The organism is Halorubrum yunnanense (assembly GCF_026586675.1).
Lineage (GTDB): Archaea > Halobacteriota > Halobacteria > Halobacteriales > Haloferacaceae > Halorubrum > Halorubrum yunnanense.
Map to the genome: position 1 here is coordinate 67,871 of NZ_JAODIX010000035.1, position 17,511 is coordinate 85,381.

The following is a 17,511-nucleotide window of genomic DNA, read 5'->3' on the forward strand; positions in this document are numbered from 1 at the left end:
GGGAATCACTCTCAAGTGGCTTGTTACGCTTCGTCGAACACCGCCCGGCCGCGTCAGGCGAGCACGACTTCCCTCCGCTCAGTCGAACAACTCCTCGCCCTCGACCATGTGCGCCTCGACGGCGTCCATGTCGAGCGTGACGCCGAGGCCGGGCTTCTCGGGCACCTCGATGTACCCGTCCTCGATGACATCCTCCTCGACGAGGTCCTCCCACCAGCCGAGCTCGTAGGAGTGGTACTCGATCGCCAGCGAGTTCGGGATCGCGGCCCCCACGTGCGTCGCCGCCATCGTCGCGACGGGGGAGGCGACGTTGTGCATCGCGACCGGGACGTAGTACTGGTTCGCCACGTCGGCGATCTTGCGGGTCTCGCGCATCCCGCCGACCTTCGGGAGGTCGGGGGCGACGATGTCGACCGCCTGGTTCTCGATGAGCCGGCGCAGCTCGGTGACGCGGTAGCGGTTCTCGCCGACCGCGATCGGCGTGGTCGTGTTCTTCGTCACCTCCTCCTGCACCTCGAGGTTCTCCGGCGGGACGGGGTCTTCGAGCCACCACACGTCGTACTCCTCGATGGCGTCCGCGAGGCGCTTCGCGGAGCCGCCCGAGAACGTCCAGTGGCAGTCGAAGGAGACGTCGGCCTTGTCCTTCACGCGCTCCGTGACCGTCTCGACGATCTCCGCCTTGTGGCGGATCTCGCCGGGGCGGAGGTGGCGGTTCGCGCGGTCCTTCTCCAGCCCCGAGGGAACGTCGAGGTCGAACTTCAGCGCGTCGTAGCCCAGCTCGTCGACGACGCGCTCGGCCTCGTCGGCGCATGCCTCGGGGTCGGCCTCCGCCTCGGTGTGGCAGTCGCAGTAGACGCGCATCCGGTCGCGGTACTTCCCGCCGAGCAGCTGGTAGGCCGGCACGTCGAGGATCTTCCCGGCGAGGTCGTGGAGCGCGACCTCGATCCCGGAGATCGCGGTGACGGTGACGCCCTCGATCGACCCCTCGCCCGACATCTTCTGGATGAGATGTTCGTACAGCCGGTCGATGTCAAGCGGGTTCTCGCCGACGACGAACGGCTTCATGCGCTCGATGAGCTCGGGGACGCCGGCGCCCCAGTACGCCTCGCCGGTGCCGACGACGCCCGCGTCGGTGTAGACGCGAACGAGCGTCCACGGGAAGTTCCCGTCGACCATCGTCGTCTGGACGTCCGTGATCTCGACATTGCGGTCGCCGCCGCGCGAGCCCGTGACCTCCATCGTCTCGGCGGAGAGTTCCCGCATTGTGTACTCCGCGTTCGGGTCGTGGAGCGACTCGTAGTTTCGGCTCATGAGCGACGATTCACTCGGAGCGGGGTAAACGTTTATGCTCGACCGCCGTTACTGATCGGTGGCGGTGATACGACATTCTTCACTGTGGGTGCGGTGAACGTCGGTTTGCCGACCTTCTTTCCTTTCGAGCGGCGTTCGAGACAGCCGGTGATGGCTTGGGCTGCTTGGTGGGTGGCGAGAACCGGGTGCTGACTCCTGAGGTCGGTATGTTTTCGCACGTCGTCGTAAGCGAGGGGCTGTACGTCGCTTTTCGCGTTATACTTGCCCCACATCATGTCCGTGGCGAGTTGGCATCCACGCTTCCACTCGGAGATCGTTTCTTCGAGGAGGTCCCGTTGCTCGTCCGTAACCTCAAGACGAATGATTGCCGCCCGACGCACGTGGTCGTCTGCCACACGTTCAATATAAATAGAAGGGCAGTTATAAATAGTGTTTGTGACTGACACGAACGCGCTCCTCCCCTCCCTACTCACTCCCTTCGGTCGCTCCTTGAGAAGGGGGACTCCGCGCTACCGCTGCTGTTGAAGAACTATAAACCCGATCTGAATTTTTGAATATTTGCGAACGATTATCATAGATTCCGCGAAACGATCTGGTATGCAGTTCCAGCTAACGGACGAACAGAAGCAGCTCCGCGAGGAGGTACGCAAGTTCGCCGAGGAAGAGATCCGGCCGGTCGCGACCGAGTGCGACGTGGCCGAGGAGTACCCGCACGAGGTCATGGACAAGGCCGCCGACATGGGACTGCTCGCGCCGCACGTCCCCGTCGAGTACGGCGGCGTCGGCTACTCCTCGGTGGAGAACGCGATCCTCACCGAGGAGCTGTTCGCCGCCGACCCGGGAATCGGCCTCTGCGTCTCCAGCGCCGGCTTCGGCGCCGAGGCGTTGATGGAGTTCGGCACCGATGAACAGAAGGAGCGCGTCCTCCCGAAGGTGACCGCGGGCGACGCGGTGATGGGGTCGGCCATCTCGGAGCCGCAAGCGGGCTCGGACGTGACCTCGGTCGCCACCCGCGCCGAGAAACGCGAGGCGCGAAGCGCCTCGGAACGGAGCGGCAGCGCCGCCGAAAAGGACGGCGACGAGTGGGTGATCAACGGCTCGAAGATGTGGATCACGAACGGCACCGTCGCCGACTACTTCGTCGTCGTCTGCGAGACCGACCCCGAGGTCGAGGACCGCTACTCGGGCTACTCGCAGATCCTCGTCGAGGGCGACCGCGACGGGCTCACCCGCGACAAGATCACCGGGAAGCTCGGCATCCGCGCGAGCGACACCGCCGAGTTGCGGTTCGACGACGTGCGCGTGCCGGAGGAGAACCTCATCGGCCAGCGCGGGATGGGGTTCCTCCAGCTCATGCAGTTCTTCGACGAGACCCGCACCGCGGTCGCCGCGCAGGGCGTCGGCATCGCCCGCGGCGCAGCCGAGCGCGCGCTGGAGTACGCGGAGGAACGCGAGCAGTTCGACCGCCCGATCAGCGACTTCCAGGCGATCAAACACAAGCTCGCGGAGATGCACACGGACACCGAGGCCGCGCGCTGGCTCACCTACCGCTCGGCGTGGGCCGTCGACAACGAGTCCGGCGACCTCACCGCGCTCGCGTCGATGGCCAAGGAGTTCGCCTCCCGCGTCGCCGTCGACGTCGCCGACGAGGCGGTCCAGGTCCACGGCGGCGCCGGCTTCGTCAACGACCACGACGTCGAGCGGCTCTACCGCGACGCGAAGATCACCCAGATCTACGAGGGGACCACGGAGATCCAGAAGAACATCGTCGCCCGCGAGCTGCTCGACGAGGGGATGTGAGGGCTGCCCGTCGTCGCCGGGTTACTCGTCGTCGTACTCCATCGCGACCGAGTTGATGCAGAACCGCTTGCCGGTCGGCTCGGGCCCGTCGTCGAACACGTGCCCGAGGTGCGAGTCGCAGTCCGCACAGCGGACCTCGGTGCGACGCATCCCGTGGCTCGTGTCGACGGTCGTCGTCACGTTCTCTTCCTCGGCGGCGTAGAACGCGGGCCAGCCGCAGCCGGACTCGTACTTCGTCTCGGCGTCGAAGAGGACAGTCCCGCAGGCCCGACAGCGGTACTCGCCGTCGTCGGGGTGGTGGTCGACGTATTCGCCCGAGAACTTCGCCTCCGTGCCGCTCTCGCGGAGCACGCGGTACTCCTCCTCGGAGAGCCGCTCCCGCCACTCGTCGTCGCTCAGTTCTCCGGAGTCGGCCGCGTCGTGCCCGCCGGTTTCGCTCATACGGCGGGTAAGGGGCCCACGCTCAAGGGGGTTCCGGCGGTCGCGCGTTCGGTCCGCTCCCGATCGGGCCACAAGCCGTATTGGGACGGGCGTTGACCGGCGCGTATGGCACGCGAAGTCACCCACGAAGAGCAGGGGCCGGCGATACTCGACGAGTCGGACATGGGCGACGACGACAAGATATACGTCTGTCAGTGCGGCCTCTCCGACTCGAAGCCGCTCTGTGACGGGTCGCACAACGCGACCCCGGACGAGGCGGACGGCGTCGTTTATAAATACGCGAACGACGAGGCCGAGGGCGAGCGCCGCGAGGTCGGCGAGCTCGACGACGGCGACGAGTAACGGGGAGTCCCGTTGTCCCGTGCCGCCGACCCGATCAGATGACGCCCATCTCTCCAAGCCGCTCGGGGAGGTAGGTGTCGGTAACGAAGTCGAGCCCGCGGCTCGCGAGCGACTGCTGTTCGGACTTCTTGCCGATGTCGAGCTGGAGTTCGATCTGCTCTTCCCAGTAGTCGGTCTGGAAGCGTGGGTCCTCGAGCTCCGACTCGAGGGCGTTCACGTCCGAGTCGGAGAGCGGGTCGGCCGGGAGGTCGTATTCGACGATGTCCTCGGGCTGGATCCCGACGAACTCCGCCTCCGGCGTCGCGAGGTACTTCGAGAGGTGCGCGGACTTGATCGACCCATACGCCACGGAGCCGTAGATCCGGTAGGACCACGGGTCGCCGTCGGCGAACACCGCGATCGGGACGTCGAGCTCGTCGTGGACGCGCTTCGTGATCCGGCGGGTCGCCCGGGCGGGCTGGCCTTTTAAATGGATGACGAGACAGTCGTACGCCTCGTCGAACCCGTTCTCGACGAGCCGGTCGCGCATCCCGCCGGTCTCGACCGCGAGCGCGAAGTCGATGTCGTCGTCGAGGAACTCGATCATGTCCGGGTTGTTCGGGATCTGGTAGCCGCCCTCGCCGACGTCCTTTTGACAGTGGATCTCCCGCTCGCCCCGGCGGGTCTGCTCGCGGATCTCCAGCGGCCCCATCAGGGTCGCGCCCGACTCCTCCGGGCGCATGTGGAAGTCCTCGCGGGTGACCCCCGTCACGATCTCCAAGTCTTCTACGAGGTCGTTGGACTCGTCCTGCGAGCTGAACTGCGCCTCGTCGTTGTCCCACGACTCCGAGAGGTAGTACAGCTCCCGCAGCGTCGAGGAGCGCCCCTCGTCGAGCTGGTTCGCGAGGAACTCGATCGTGTACGCCGCCTTCAGCAGCTTGCGGGCGCCCCGCACCGAGTTGGCGCTGCGCGTCGACGTGCGGTCGCCGTAGGTCCACACGCCGCTTTCGGCGTCGTACTCGATGTTGCTCTTCGTCCGGGTCGGGAGCGTCATCTCCGGGATCGACCCGCCCGCGAACTGGTCGTAGAAGTCCGCGGCCAGGTCGATCAGCTCGTCTCGTGCGTCGCTTTCGGTCGTCATCAGGTGTTCACCGTGAGTTTCTCCGTCTCGACGCCACCGACGCTGACCTCGAACTCGGCGTCGTCGTCGACCGCGTACGTCAGTTCCCGCTCGTCGCCCGAGGGCACCTCGGGCTTCCACTGGACGAACCACTCGCCGTCCATGTCGACGACCGTCCCGTCCGAGGGGTCCGTCGGCTCGGCCGAAACGATGTCGGTGATCTCCAACTGCTCGTTGACGTCAGAGTGGTTCTCGACGACTAGCGTCACGATGCCGTCGGACACCTCGCGCTCGACGCTGACGTTGTTCATGATCCGCGCGAGCGCGCCGTCGATGTCGGGGCGCGAGCGGCCCGTGACCTCCGAGACCTTGTCGGCCATCTCCGGGAGGATCTTGCCGAGCACGTCCTGCTTCTCGCGGCGCTGCTGCATCGAGCGCCGCTTGTTGAGGTACGACTTCAGCTCGCGGGCGGCCTCCCGGACGGCAAGCTCGATCTCGTCTTCGATCGCGGGGACGTTCGCGAGCGCGTCCTTCGACTCGCTCGTGAACGGGACGTTGGTGGACGCGACGTGGATCGAGATGACGGCCGGCCCGTTCGGCAGCCCCGAGCCGCCGGGCTGGTCGAGCCCGTAGTTGCGCCAGCCGATCTGCTTTATGACGTCCGTCGTCGCGCAGGCCCCGCGCTGGTAGACGAGCGGAACGCGGTTCGCGAACCGGAGCAGCTCCACCGACCCCTCCGCCGGGATCGACCCGCCGTAGGCGATGCCGGCCTCGACGATGAACGGGTCGCCGCCGTGGACCTCGGCGTCGCGGGTCGCCGCCGCGTAGAAGTCGGCCTCGTACTCCTTGCGGAGCCCGGCCTCGACCAGCTCGGCCGTGATCGGCGCGAGGCAGTCGGTCGGCGGCGCGAGGATGTCGGTGGTCCGCATCGCGGCCAACAGGTCGGCCGACGTGTCGCGGTCGCCGGCGATGTCGCGGACCTTCGGCGGGTCGTCCGGCACCGTGCGGGCCCGCGACCAGAACGCCTCGACGACGTTTTCGCGGGCGGTCTCGCCGAACGTCGCGTCGTGCTGCTCGGCGACGAAGTTCGCCGCGTCGGCGACGAGCCGCTCTAAGTCGTCGCGGGTGATCCGGAAGGCGCCGCCGTCGAGGTTTAAGAACCGGCGCGTTAGGGCGTCGGCCATCGCCTGCACCGCGGCGTCGTCCTTCCGCGTCGAGGTCGCCTCGTCGACGAGGGCGTACGCGTCGGCGACCAGGGGAGAGTCGGCGTCCTCGTCGCCGGCGGCGCTCTCATCAGTCTCCTCGTCCGCATCGCCGTCGGCGTCGACGCCGGTGATCGCTCGCCACGCCGCGTCGACCGCGTTCTCGCGGACGGTCCCGCCGAACGTCTTCGCGGTGTCGCCCTCGACCGTCTCGGCGACGTTGCCGACGATCGTCGCGAGCTCGGCACGCGAGGTCCGATCGTTGCCCGCGACCGTCTCGGCGACGCCCTCGGCGAAGGCCGACGTCGCCGCCTTCCCCTTGTTGGCGACCGCCTCGGTGACCGCGGCCGCGACGTCGCGGTCGTCGTGGGCGCGCGGCGGCGTCCACGAGAGCTCACGGCCGTAGTGGACGTCCCGGAAGTTGTCGATGACGCTGTCGGCGGTCTTCTTGCCGACTCGGGTGAACTCTCCCTGGAGGAACCCGGAGACCGAGTACGACTCGGTCGCCTCCAGCATCTTGATCAGCGCGCCGAGCTCGACACCGTGGGGGTGCGGGCGGATCTCCTCCGTCTCCGCCGGCAGCTCGTCGGTCGCGCGCTCGAACTTCATCGGCTCGTCGAGCCCTGGCTCGCGCAGCTCGATCCGAGCGTGCGGGTTGACGACCGCGGTGTGTTTCACGTAGTCGTGGAGCTGTTGGCGGGCGCGCATGTTCGCCTCCATCTCCAGCTCGATCCGGGTGCCGTGGGGGCGGTCCCACGTCGTCTCCTCGTCGGCCTTGATCTCCGGCTCGTTCGTGTCGGTGTCGATGATGAGCTCGAAGTACTGCGCCCGCGACTGCCCCTTCGGGCGCGAGGTGATTTTCGCGGGCTGGCCTGAAGTCAACTGAGAGTACAGTACAGCGGCTGAAATCCCGATTCCTTGCTGACCGCGAGACTGCTCTCTAGCGTGAAAACGACTCCCATAGAGGAGCTTCCCGAACACTTTCGGAAGCTGTTCCCTCGTAATTCCGGGCCCGTTGTCCTCGATGACGAGCCGGTAGTAGTCGCCCACCTCCTCGATCTCGATGTAGATGTCGGGGAGGACGCCGGCCTCCTCGGTCGCGTCGAGGGCGTTGTCGACCGCCTCTTTGACGGCGGTGACGAGGCCGCGGGCGCCCGAGTCGAACCCGAGCATGTGCTTGTTCTTCTCGAAGAACTCGGCGATGGAGATCTCGCGCTGGCCCTCGGCCAGCTCCTCCGCGATCCCCTCCCCGTCGGCGATCGTCGACTGGAAGGACGTCATTCGGTGTCTCTCCCTTCCACCGAGGCACCTAAAAACGCACCGCCGGCGCGGTGAAAGTGGATACCGGCGTTAGACGCCGTCTCGTACCGGTGTCACGGACAGTCATGCGCTGCGCTTCGATCGACGCCCACCGTTCGCCCGCCGACAGCTTTCTCCCCGTGAGACCCCTTCGATATCATATGTCAGGTTGGACGACCGACGAGATGCCGCGGCTGGACGGAAAGACCGTCGTCGTCACCGGGGCGAACAGCGGCCTCGGCTACGAGGGGACCCGCGCGTTCGCCGAGAAGGGCGCGACGGTTGTGATGGCGTGCCGAAGCGTAGACCGCGGCGAGCGCGCGGCCGACGAGATCCGACGGGAGAGCGCCGCCGCACGCGACGACCTAGATCTCGACGTCCGCGAGTGCGACCTCGCGTCGCTCGACTCGGTGGCGACCTTCGGCGAGGGACTCGGCGACGACTACGACGCCGTCGACGTGCTCTGTAACAACGCCGGCGTGATGGCGATCCCCCGGAGCGAGACCGAGGACGGCTTTGAGACGCAGTTCGGCGTCAACCACCTCGGCCACTTCGCGCTCACGGGGCGGCTGTTCCCGCTCCTCGAGGCCGCCGAGGGGGTCGGTGGAGACGCTCGCGTGGTGACGCAGTCGTCGGGCGCCCACGAGCAGGGCGAGATGGACTTCTCGGACCTCAACTGGGAGCGCTCGTACGGGAAGTGGAAGGCGTACGGCCGCAGCAAGCTCGCGAACCTGCTGTTCGCCTACGAGCTTCAGCGGCGGATTAACGATCCGGAAGGAGGCGACGATCCGGAGGGGGACGACCCCGGCCTCCGGAGCGTCGCCTGCCACCCGGGGTACGCGGCCACGAACCTCCAGCTTCGAACCGCAGAGGAAAGCGGCAACCCGCTTTTAAAAGCCGGAATGAAGGCCGCGAACGCGGTGCTCGGGCAGGACGCCGCGACGGGTTCCCTGCCGATGCTATACGCCGCCACCGCCGACGTCGACGGCGGCGCCTACGTCGAGCCGAGCGGCCTCATGAACATGCGCGGGACGCCGACCGTGGGGCGGTCGAACGAGGCCTCCTACGACCGCGCGGACGCCCGCCGGCTCTGGGAGTACTCCGAGGAGGCGACGGGCGTCGAGTTTTCGATTTAACAGAATCCGCGGCGACTAATGGAGCGTCCCCTCTCGCACGTGATCGTCGTGGGCGAACAGCGCGTAGCCGACGTCGACCGCGCGGTGGCCGGTCGCCTCCGCGATTTCGCGGATCGGCTCGATCATGGTCACGTAGTCGCCGGCGTCGAACGACTCCTTTCGGCCGTCGAGGTACCCCAACCGCTCCAGCGAGGCCCAGACGCGGGTGTCGACGACCGCGTGGCGGTCGCCGTCGAGCGCGGCCAGCACACATGACGCCGTGGGCGCCTTGAAGCCGGAGAGGCCGCTGATCAGGTGAATCGGCGAGAAGTCGCCGTCGACGAGGCGCGCGTTCCGAGTCACCTCTCGGCAGCGCTCCGCCGGGTTCGTCTCGACGTGGTACGCGCTCCGCGTCGACGACTCGTAGGCGATATCGTACAGCTGCTCGCGCGTCAGGTGCCCCTGCGAGCGGTACCGCTCGCCGAACTCGTCGAGCCGCTCCGGGAGGACGCCCTGCGTCTCGGCGTAGCGGTCGAGGTTCTCGGCGACGAACCCGTCGAGGTCGTCGATGTCCATACGAACCTTCCTCGCGCGGCGACCAAAATCCCGGCGCCGCGGCTCAGGGCGTCATATACGCGGAACACGTTTCGAGAGCTGTCCGTCGTCGCGGGTACGGCCGAGCGGGCTACAGCCGAGTGAGGTTCGTCGCGCGCGGACCCTTGTCCGCCTCCTCGATCTCGAACTCTACCTCTTGGCCTTCCTCGAGATCCGGGCCGCCGACGTCTTCCATGTGGAAGAACACGTCTTCGTCAGCGTCGTCGCTCTCGATGAATCCGTAGCCGCCGGTGTCGTTGAAGAAGTCGACCTTACCTGTCGCCATCGCACTCCAGATCACTCCCGTCTGGGTCATAAGTGTTGCGTGACCCGAGTACTCCAACTGTGTGCCGAATACAGAGTGTGAACTACCCTGACCTACCGCGCTCGGGGCTACTCGCCCCTCGCTTGTTGAGGACAGGGCTTCCTGTTTCTGCGTCGGAATTTATACCCGACGTGGGCACAAGGATTCCAGACTCCGCAGGCGACTTCCCTTCACGGGTGGTTCGGAGTGTCCCACTCCTACCGGATGGACACTCAGCCACAACCGAGGGTGCGCGCTTCTTGTCGCGCTTGAACACCACCGGAAGCGTGGTGAGCATCGTACTACTGACGTTGATCGCAGGGGTAGTAAGGCTATGCCGTGTAGTGAAACTAAAACGATGACGGCGCTGTATCCCCGCCCTACTCGCTCACTTCGTTCGCTCCTTGAGGACGGGGGCTTAGCGCCTATAGTCAGCTAAAACGCCGATCGAGCCGATCTTACGTGGGGCATCTGACACGCTCTCGCTACGCGTCGGCTCACTGCTGTGCCCTCGCCATCTTTAGGGAGATGAAGAAGCCGAAGTACGCCGGGATCCCGGCGAGCATGAACATGTACAGCACCCACTGCGGCGAGGCGAAAAACAGGAAATCGTACAGCAGCGACACGATCGTCACCCAGGCGATCGCGAACGCGAGGTCCTGTATCATCCCAGTTCGATTCCCCTCGACGTGAGACCGAACCCGGTCGGCGAGGCTCTCGTCCGCGTCTGACTCGTCGATCTGATCGGCGTCGGTCATGGGTGAACGTCCGCGTCGAAACACGTCGGTGTTCCGGAACGGTCGGGCGACCGAGCAGCCCCGAGAGGGGCCCGCTCGGCGGGGGTTCAGTCCTCGTCGAAGTAGTCGACGACGAGGACGGGGACGTGCGTCGAGCGCAGGGTACGCTCGGTGACGCTCCCGAGCAGCGCCCGCCGGACGCCCGCGCGCCCGTGACTCCCCATCACGATGAGGTCGATACCGTGGCCCTCGGCGTAGTCGCCGATCACCTTGTGCGGGCGACCGCCGGCGACGTGTTCGGCGACGTCGACAGCGCGTTCGGCCCCGCGATCGGCGACCACCCCGGTCGCCTCGTTGGCCTGCTCTTTCAGCTCTTCCATCTCGTCGAACCGGCCCTGTTTGAGCCGGTCGACCTGTTCGGTGCCGAGGCTGATGTTCACCGAGTCGATGTCGACCACGTACAGCGCGTGGACCTCGGCGTCGTACTTCTCCGCGAGGTCGAGCGCGTGGTCGACGGCGGCCTCCGCGACGTCGCTTCCGTCCGTGGGGACGAGGATGCGTTCGTACATTATCGCTCCTCCGTGGCTTCGTCGTCAGTCGGTGCGGTATCGTCGTCCGCTGCGCGGCCGCCGTCTGTCGCCATTTCCTCGCCGCCATCGCCGGCGACCTCTTCGGCGCTTTGCTGTTGGCCCATCGGTTCGGGGCTGTGACACTGGCGCACCATCCGCTTGGTCTCCAGCGGGGGTTCCGGCGTCGCCATCGAGACGGCGATGGTGACGAGGAACACGAGCGGCGTCCCGATCAAGGCAGCGCCAATTGGCGGGACGTACTGGGCGTATATCGGGACGAGCGCCTGTCCGGAGCCACCGGCAATGTCAGCGAGGAAGCCGACGTAGGCCGGCAGGACGCTGTTGATGATCGAGGTGAACCACAGCAACAGGCCGACGCTCATCCCTGCTAGCGCCCCCTGCCGGTTGGTGTTCTCCCACCACAGCCCGAGGAAGAACATCGGGAACAGTACGGTGCCTGCAAGCGAGAACGCGTAGGCGACGAGCTCGCCGATGAGTGCCGGCGGGTTGAACGCGGTCACCGTGACGAGTGCGCCGATTCCGACGATGGTCGCCCGGCCGATGAGCACTTGCTGACGCTGAGTCGCGTCTGGATTGATAAGCTCGGCGTAGATGTCGTGTGCGACCGCGGAGGAGGCGGTGATGAACAGCCCCGCTGTCGTCGCGATCGCGGCCGCCATCGCACCGGCGGCGACCAGCCCGACGAACCAGGTCGGCAGGTTTGCGAACTGCGCGGCCAGCACGACGATGACGTCGCCCTCCGCGCCGGACATCGCTTGCTCACCGCTGAAGACCGCTTCGGACGAGATACCGTTCACGACAGCGAAGAGGTCGACGCCGAAGGCTGCCATCGCCGGCGCGGCCCAGTACAGTAGTAGGATGAAGAACAGCCCCCACACGGTGGACCAACGGGCGGTGCGCTCGCTTTCAACCGTGTAGAACCGGACCAGAACGTGCGGGAGGCCGCAAGTGCCGAAGATGAGTGAGAACGCCGTCGCGACCCACAGGTAGTAGCTGTTCCCGCCGAGGAACGGCTCGCTGAACTGGCGGCTGAGCTCGCTGAACAGGGCGCCGTACTCGATCTGCGGGAGTACGGTCGAGTACCCCCCTGTGAAGCCGACGACGTAGACGCCCGCGAGGAACGCGACGATGAGGATGACGTACTGGACGGCCATATTCTTCGTCGCGCCCAGCATGCCCGAGAGCGCGAGGTAGCCGACGGTGATGGTCATCATCACGACGATCATCGGGATGATGTCGAGTCCGAAAACGTACTGCCCGACCAACCCCATCCCGCGCGCCTGGCCCACGGAGTAGACGTACGCGATGAGCAGCGTGGTGAACGCGGCGAGTGCGCGTGCCATCGGGGAGTTGAATCGGTCCGCGACGAAGTCCGGAGCGGTGTACTTTCCGAACCGGCGCATCTGAGCCGCGAGGAAGATGAGCAGGACGAAGTACCCGGTAGTCCAGCCGACGATGAACGCTAGCCCGTAGAAGCCTGCGAGCGCGACCAGCCCTGCGAGGCCGAGGTACGAGGCGGCCGACATCCAGTTGGCGCCGATGGCCATCCCGTTTTCGATGTTGCCGATGCCCCGACCGGCGACCCACATGCCCTCGGTGTCCGCCACCTTGAAAATGAAGCCGATGGCCAGGAACGAGGCCATCATCACGAAGACAATGATCGCCGGGAGGAGCTTGAACGAGATGTCGAGCGCCTCGGCTTGGAGCGGGACCGTCATTCCTGCTGCCCCCCGTCGTTGCCGACACCGGAGTCGGCGGTGCTGTGGTCGATTCCGTACTTCTCGTCTAACTTGTCGCGCTGACGGGCGTAGATGGCCGCCAAGATCAGCGCACCCGTCGGCGCCCCGAAGGCGACCAAGAAGTAATGCCAGGGGAACCCGAGCACTGGCATCGTTGTCGTCATGACGCCTGGCGCGAGCATCGTCAGCGTCACCGGCCCGAAGACGATGAGTGCCCAAACGATGAAACCGGTCCAGACGATTCTGAGGTGATCCCGCATATAGGCGGTGCTCGGTTTCAGCAGGTTCACCTCTTCACTGAGGTAGTCGGTGTTTTTGTGCGTCTGTGCCGCGCCCGTGGCGACGCCGCCGTCGGTGGCCGCGTCGTCAGGTGCGCGGCCACCATCGGTCGCCGCGTCGCCCGGATTTCGTGAGCTATTATCTGTCATGTGTTATGATGTGTGTTGTTGTGGTACGTTTGTGCCATTTTATCGTGATATCTACGCGTGGTGTCGGTCGCGTTGTCACTCGTCTGGCACTCGGAAAACGGCGCCGCAGTCGACTACTCGTCTTCGGCCTTCTGCTGGATCTCCTCGACGATCTCCGGGTTCCGGAGCGTGCTCGTGTTACCGAGCTCCTTGCCGTCGGCGATGTTTTCGAGGAGGCGGCGCATGATCTTCCCGGAGCGCGTCTTGGGGAGGTCGGGCGTGAACACGACCTGCTCGGGCCGCGCGATCGGCCCGATCGCGTCCTCGACGCCCGCGACGATCGCGTCGCGGAGTTCGTCGTTGCCCTCGTGGCCGTCCTCGGTCGTCACGTAGGTGTACACCGCTTCTCCCTTGATGTCGTGGTTGCCGCCCACGACGGCGGCCTCGGCGACGCCCTCGACGCCGACGATGGCGGACTCGATCTCCATCGTCCCCAGCCGGTGACCGGAAACGTTGAGCACGTCGTCCACGCGGCCGAGGACGGTGATGTAGTCGTCCTCGTCGATCTTCGCCCCGTCCTCCGGGAAGTACACCCAGTCTTCGGGGTCGTCGCTGTCGGTGTCGGAGTACTCGGCCCAGTACTCCTCGATGTAGCGCTCGTCGTTGTTGTACAGCGTCCGGAGCATGCCGGGCCACGGCTTCTGTACGGTGAGGTAGCCGGCCTTTCCGGGCTCTACCTCGTCGCCGAGCGTGTCGAGGATCTGGACGTCGAGGCCCGGCAGCGGCGGCCCCGCGGCGCCCGGCTTCATGTCCTTCAGTCCGGGCAGGGTCGTGATCATCATCCCGCCCGTCTCGGTCTGCCACCACGTGTCGACGATCGGGCACTCCTCGTCCCCGATGTGCTTGTAGTACCACTTCCACGCGCGGGGGTTGATCGGCTCGCCGACCGTGCCGAGCAGCCGCAGCGAGGAGAGGTCGTGGCGGTCGGGGAACTTCTCTCCCCACTTCATGAACGCGCGGATCGCCGTGGGCGCGGTGTACAGCTGAGTCGCGTCGTGTTCGTCGACAATCTCCCAGAGGCGGTCCTGTTCGGGGTGGTCGGGCGTCCCCTCGTACATCATCGTCGTCGTGCCGAGCGCGAGCGGCCCGTAGACGATGTAGGAGTGCCCCGTGATCCAGCCGATGTCGGCCGAGCAGAAGTACGTGTCATCCGGCTTGATGTCGAGGACCGACTGCGCCGTCCACGACACCCACGAGAGGTAGCCGCCGGTCGTGTGTTTCACGCCTTTCGGCTTCCCGGTCGTCCCCGAGGTGTACATCAGGAACAGCATGTCCTCGGCGTCGCGGGTGACCGGCTCGACCTCGGCGCCCTCGTGGTCCGCGACGAGGTCGCCGTAGTCGATCTGGTCGTCGCCGAGGTCGTGTCCGAAGTCGTCGCCGTTCGGCCCGAGCCGGTCGACGACGACGGTCGTCGTGTCGTGGTCGACGCTCGAGAGCCCCTGGTTCGCCTTGTCGAGGTGGTCGAGGGGGTCGCCGCGCCGGTAGTAGCCGTCGCAGGTGACGAGGTATTCGGACTCCGCGGAGTTCATCCGTGTCGCGAGCGCGTCCGCCGAGAAGCCGGCGAAGACGACGCTGTGGGGCGCCCCGATGCGGGCGCACGCCAGCATCGCGATGGGCAGCTCCGGGATCATCGGCATGTACATCGTCACGACGTCGCCCTCCTCGACGCCCTGCTCGCGGAGGGCCGCCGCGAACTCGTTCACCTCGCGGTGGAGCTCCGCGTACGTGTACGTGCGGTCGTCCTCGTCGACCGGCTCCCCGACCCACTCGATCGCGGCTTCGTCGCCGCGCTCGTCGAGGTGTCGGTCAAGGCAGTTGGCCGACGCGTTCAGTTCGCCGCCGGTGAACCACTCGTAGAAGGGCGGGTCGCTGTCGTCTAGCACCTGGTCGTACTCCGTCTCCCAGTCGAGCAGATCGGCGGCCGTCTCCCAACACTCCGGCCAGTTCTCGTCGAACTCGTCGTAGACGCCGGGATCCGAGACGTTCGCCTGTTCGACGAACGACTCCGGTGGCTCGAACACCTCCTGCTCTGCTAGTCTCGCTTCCAGTTGACTGTCTCCCTCTGTCATGGTACGGACGTACCCAACCGATCTCACCATATAAACGCCGGCGCTAAATACGAAAAATCGTGACGGACTCCCCGCGCCGCGGGGGGCTCCCTCCCGTCCGAATCGCGCGTCACGGCTCCCGCGTCAGCGGCCCGCGAGGGCGAATTTAAGCGCTCTCTCGGTGTTCCTCCTCGAAGAGCCCGTCGAGGAGCGCGCGCTGGGCCTTCCGGAGGTGGTTGTGGAACGTCGGCGAGGAGACGTCCATCGCGTCGGCCACCTCCTCGGCAGTGCTCCCGCGGGGCCAGCCGAAGTAGCCGCCGTGGTACGCCGCCGACAGCGCGGCCCACTGGCGGTCGGTGAACCGCTCCGCGACCCCCTCGCGGAACGAGGATTCGGACCGCGACGACCGGGCGACGGACTCCTTGCTCGCGAGGCGCGCGTCCTCGAACGCGGCGCGGAGCCCGTCGGCCACCGGCCTGACGTCGGCGCCCCCGGGGAGGTCGGCGACGATCCGCACGCGGCCGTCCTCCGCGGTCGCGTCGCGGACGGTCGCGCCGTGCTCCGTGAGCGTCCGAACGGCCGACCCGCTCCCGACGCGGACGGACACCGAGCAGCCGTTCTCTTCCGTCTCGATCACCCGGAGGTCCGACACGCCGTCCGCCTGCTTGACGACGTCGGCGACGCCCTGCGGCCTCGCACCCGCGACGGAGAGGTACAGCCGGGAGGCCTCGTCGGTGACGCCGACGGTGGAGTCGAGCTCGACCCGACAGCCGAGGGCGCCGCTCGCGCCGGCGAGGAACGCCCCGTCGGCGGCGGTGTGGAACTCCACCTCAATGACCGCGTCGGAGTGGAGCAGGTCGCGCCACCGCCCGGCCGTCACCGCCCAGCCGAGACACCGCCCGAGCGCGACCAGCTCCCGCCGCTCGACCGCCGAGACGGGCGTTCCGTCCGCGGCGACGACGCAGAGCGCCCCGTGCGTCACGTCCCGGTACGCCGCGGGGACGGCGATCCCCGGTCGCCCGTCGGCGGTCGGCTCGGCGTCCGTTAGGACGGGATCGCCCGTCTCGATCGCGTCGAGCCACGGCCCGTCCCGCGTGACGCCGCGGTCGACGAGCACCTCCCGCTCGACGCCCGCGGCGCCGGCCACCTCGGTCCGACCGCCGTCGGCCGACCCCCGGACCACCCACGCCTCGGCCCACCGGTCGGAGTCGACCAGCCGCTCCGGGACGGTCGCGAGCGGCGAACTCCGGTCCTCGCCGTCGGCGAGGGCCTCGAACCCGCCGAGCGCGCTCGGCGTCCGGCCGCCCCGGTCGGGGTCCGGACCGCTGGCCTCCGCGGGCCCAGCGGATCCGCGGGGGCCGGCGGCGGCGAACGCCTCGGCGACCTCCCGCCCGTCGAGGGGTCCGAGGAACCCGTCGAGCGTCCCGATCGTCTCCCAGCCGCCGGCCTCGCGCACGGCGTGGGGGTCGACGCCGCGGTCGACGAGGAGCCGGCGCGCGAAGGCGTCACGGAGATCGCGGGGCGTGACGTCGGCCGGGACCGCGCCGTCGCTCCGCGTCGCCGCCCGATCGGCGGTCTCGCTCACGATCATCTGGACGCGGCGGGGCGAGACGTCGACGAACGGGTCCGCGTCTCCGAGCCCCTCGCTGTCGGCGTACCGTCGGAGCTCGGCCGCCAGCGAGGCCGGAACGACGGTCTCGCGGTCGATCGATCCCTCCGAGTCCGGGGCGTGGACTCCCCCGTCGCCCCCCGGGACGGCCAGGAGAGACGACCCCGAGGCGACGCCCGGGTTCCGCAGGTGCCGCGGCGCGACCCGCGTCACCTCACTGGTCCGGAGACCGGCCTCGCCGGCGAGCCGAACCACGACCGCGGCGCGATACGTCTCGGCGGCGGCCACGAGCGCCTCGTACGCGTCGGCGTCGAACTCGGCGACCATCTGTTTCGTAATTACACAGAAATCCGAAGGAAAAAACTTCCGCTCGTGCGCGCTTTCTGCGGCCCGATATTCGATCTGCGTCCGACTCTTGCGGGAGAACGCTCGTCGTCGCGGACGACTGACCGCCAACGGTTTCGCTTCTCGGATTTATCCCGAAACAGATGTCGCTCGACCGGACCGAAGGGGAACCCCCGACCCGGTAGGCGGCTCAGGCGCCGTCGGCGACCCCCAACGCGACGTGGTCCCACAGCCGCTCGTACGCGTAGTAGGTCGCGGTCTTGACGACGTTGGTCACCAGCCCGATGTTCATGGCGTCGCCCGCGTCGCCGACGAACGCCCACGCGACGAGCACGGTGATCGCGACCATGACGGCGCGGTAACAGAGCGTCTTGGCGATCGCCCGCTTCCGGTCGTGAAGCGCGGAGCGAGAGACGAGCGTTCCCATACCGGTGCGTCGGAGTCCACGCATAAGAAGCCCAATAGCAGT

The 17,511-nt window shown here is 67.2% G+C and carries 16 protein-coding genes and 1 pseudogene; 3 read left to right on the top strand and 14 right to left on the bottom strand.

Features of this window, described 5'->3' with window-relative positions; all coding sequences use genetic code 11:
* Nucleotides 1-78 precede the first annotated feature (78 nt).
* The gene (locus N5096_RS09785) at nt 79-1,311 is read right to left on the bottom strand and encodes a mandelate racemase/muconate lactonizing enzyme family protein (RefSeq protein ID WP_267664303.1); all 1,233 of its coding nucleotides are present in this window, start codon (nt 1,309-1,311) and stop codon (nt 79-81) included.
* 80 nt (nt 1,312-1,391) lie between these two features.
* Nucleotides 1,392-1,706 (bottom strand): annotated as a pseudogene (locus N5096_RS09790) (RNA-guided endonuclease InsQ/TnpB family protein); the annotation flags it as partial.
* A gap of 202 nt (nt 1,707-1,908) precedes the next feature.
* Between N5096_RS09790 and N5096_RS09795 the strand changes: the two are divergent.
* The gene (locus N5096_RS09795; RefSeq protein ID WP_267664304.1) at nt 1,909-3,111 is read left to right on the top strand and encodes an acyl-CoA dehydrogenase family protein; all 1,203 of its coding nucleotides are present in this window, start codon (nt 1,909-1,911) and stop codon (nt 3,109-3,111) included.
* Between the two features lie 21 nt (nt 3,112-3,132).
* Here the strand turns inward: N5096_RS09795 and msrB are convergent, their stop codons facing one another.
* Nucleotides 3,133-3,552 carry a peptide-methionine (R)-S-oxide reductase MsrB gene (gene msrB, locus N5096_RS09800; RefSeq protein ID WP_267664306.1) on the bottom strand — a complete coding sequence of 140 codons (420 nt, stop codon included), beginning with the start codon at nt 3,550-3,552 and terminating at the stop codon, nt 3,133-3,135.
* A 105-nt stretch (nt 3,553-3,657) separates the two neighbouring features.
* Here msrB and N5096_RS09805 point away from each other — a divergent pair, with 105 nt between their 5' ends.
* Entirely contained in the window at nt 3,658-3,894 is a 237-nt protein-coding gene (locus tag N5096_RS09805) for a CDGSH iron-sulfur domain-containing protein (RefSeq protein WP_267664308.1), read from the top strand.
* A gap of 34 nt (nt 3,895-3,928) precedes the next feature.
* Here N5096_RS09805 and N5096_RS09810 read toward each other — a convergent pair whose 3' ends face one another.
* Together N5096_RS09810 and N5096_RS09815 are read right to left on the bottom strand one after the other, a co-directional pair.
* Nucleotides 3,929-5,014: a DNA topoisomerase IV subunit A gene (locus N5096_RS09810; RefSeq protein WP_267664310.1), complete on the bottom strand. Its 1,086-nt coding sequence runs from the start codon at nt 5,012-5,014 to the stop codon at nt 3,929-3,931.
* Complete coding sequence (locus tag N5096_RS09815) at nt 5,014-7,476, bottom strand: DNA topoisomerase VI subunit B (RefSeq protein WP_267664312.1); 2,463 nt, start codon at nt 7,474-7,476, stop codon at nt 5,014-5,016. Before N5096_RS09815 ends, N5096_RS09810 begins: the two co-directional genes overlap by 1 nt.
* A 179-nt stretch (nt 7,477-7,655) precedes the next feature.
* On the opposite strand from N5096_RS09815, the gene N5096_RS09820 reads away from it, so the two are divergent.
* Nucleotides 7,656-8,630: an oxidoreductase gene (locus N5096_RS09820; RefSeq protein WP_267664314.1), complete on the top strand. Its 975-nt coding sequence runs from the start codon at nt 7,656-7,658 to the stop codon at nt 8,628-8,630.
* Nucleotides 8,631-8,645: 15 nt separating this feature from the next.
* Here N5096_RS09820 and N5096_RS09825 read toward each other — a convergent pair whose 3' ends face one another.
* From N5096_RS09825 to N5096_RS09865, 9 genes are all read right to left on the bottom strand, one after another.
* Nucleotides 8,646-9,185, bottom strand: a complete 540-nt coding sequence (locus tag N5096_RS09825) for a hypothetical protein (protein ID WP_267664315.1) — start codon at nt 9,183-9,185, stop codon at nt 8,646-8,648.
* Between the two features lie 109 nt (nt 9,186-9,294).
* Nucleotides 9,295-9,489, bottom strand: a complete 195-nt coding sequence (locus N5096_RS09830; RefSeq protein WP_267664317.1) for a cold-shock protein — start codon at nt 9,487-9,489, stop codon at nt 9,295-9,297.
* Nucleotides 9,490-10,004: 515 nt separating this feature from the next.
* Nucleotides 10,005-10,265: a DUF8119 family protein gene (locus N5096_RS09835; protein WP_267664318.1), complete on the bottom strand. Its 261-nt coding sequence runs from the start codon at nt 10,263-10,265 to the stop codon at nt 10,005-10,007.
* Nucleotides 10,266-10,351: 86 nt separating this feature from the next.
* Nucleotides 10,352-10,813 carry a universal stress protein gene (locus N5096_RS09840; protein ID WP_267664320.1) on the bottom strand — a complete coding sequence of 154 codons (462 nt, stop codon included), beginning with the start codon at nt 10,811-10,813 and terminating at the stop codon, nt 10,352-10,354.
* Nucleotides 10,813-12,552, bottom strand: a complete 1,740-nt coding sequence (locus N5096_RS09845) for a sodium:solute symporter family transporter (protein ID WP_267664322.1) — start codon at nt 12,550-12,552, stop codon at nt 10,813-10,815. The genes N5096_RS09840 and N5096_RS09845 overlap by 1 nt, the downstream gene beginning before the upstream one ends.
* The gene (locus N5096_RS09850) at nt 12,549-13,001 is read right to left on the bottom strand and encodes a DUF4212 domain-containing protein (protein WP_267664323.1); all 453 of its coding nucleotides are present in this window, start codon (nt 12,999-13,001) and stop codon (nt 12,549-12,551) included. Before N5096_RS09850 ends, N5096_RS09845 begins: the two co-directional genes overlap by 4 nt.
* Nucleotides 13,002-13,114: 113 nt before the next feature.
* Complete coding sequence (gene acs / locus N5096_RS09855) at nt 13,115-15,109, bottom strand: acetate--CoA ligase (protein ID WP_267664325.1); 1,995 nt, start codon at nt 15,107-15,109, stop codon at nt 13,115-13,117.
* A 145-nt stretch (nt 15,110-15,254) separates the two neighbouring features.
* The gene (locus N5096_RS09860; protein WP_267664326.1) at nt 15,255-17,024 is read right to left on the bottom strand and encodes a bacterio-opsin activator domain-containing protein; all 1,770 of its coding nucleotides are present in this window, start codon (nt 17,022-17,024) and stop codon (nt 15,255-15,257) included.
* Between the two features lie 208 nt (nt 17,025-17,232).
* Entirely contained in the window at nt 17,233-17,469 is a 237-nt protein-coding gene (locus tag N5096_RS09865) for a DUF2061 domain-containing protein (protein ID WP_267664327.1), read from the bottom strand.
* Between the last annotated feature and the right edge of the window lie 42 nt (nt 17,470-17,511).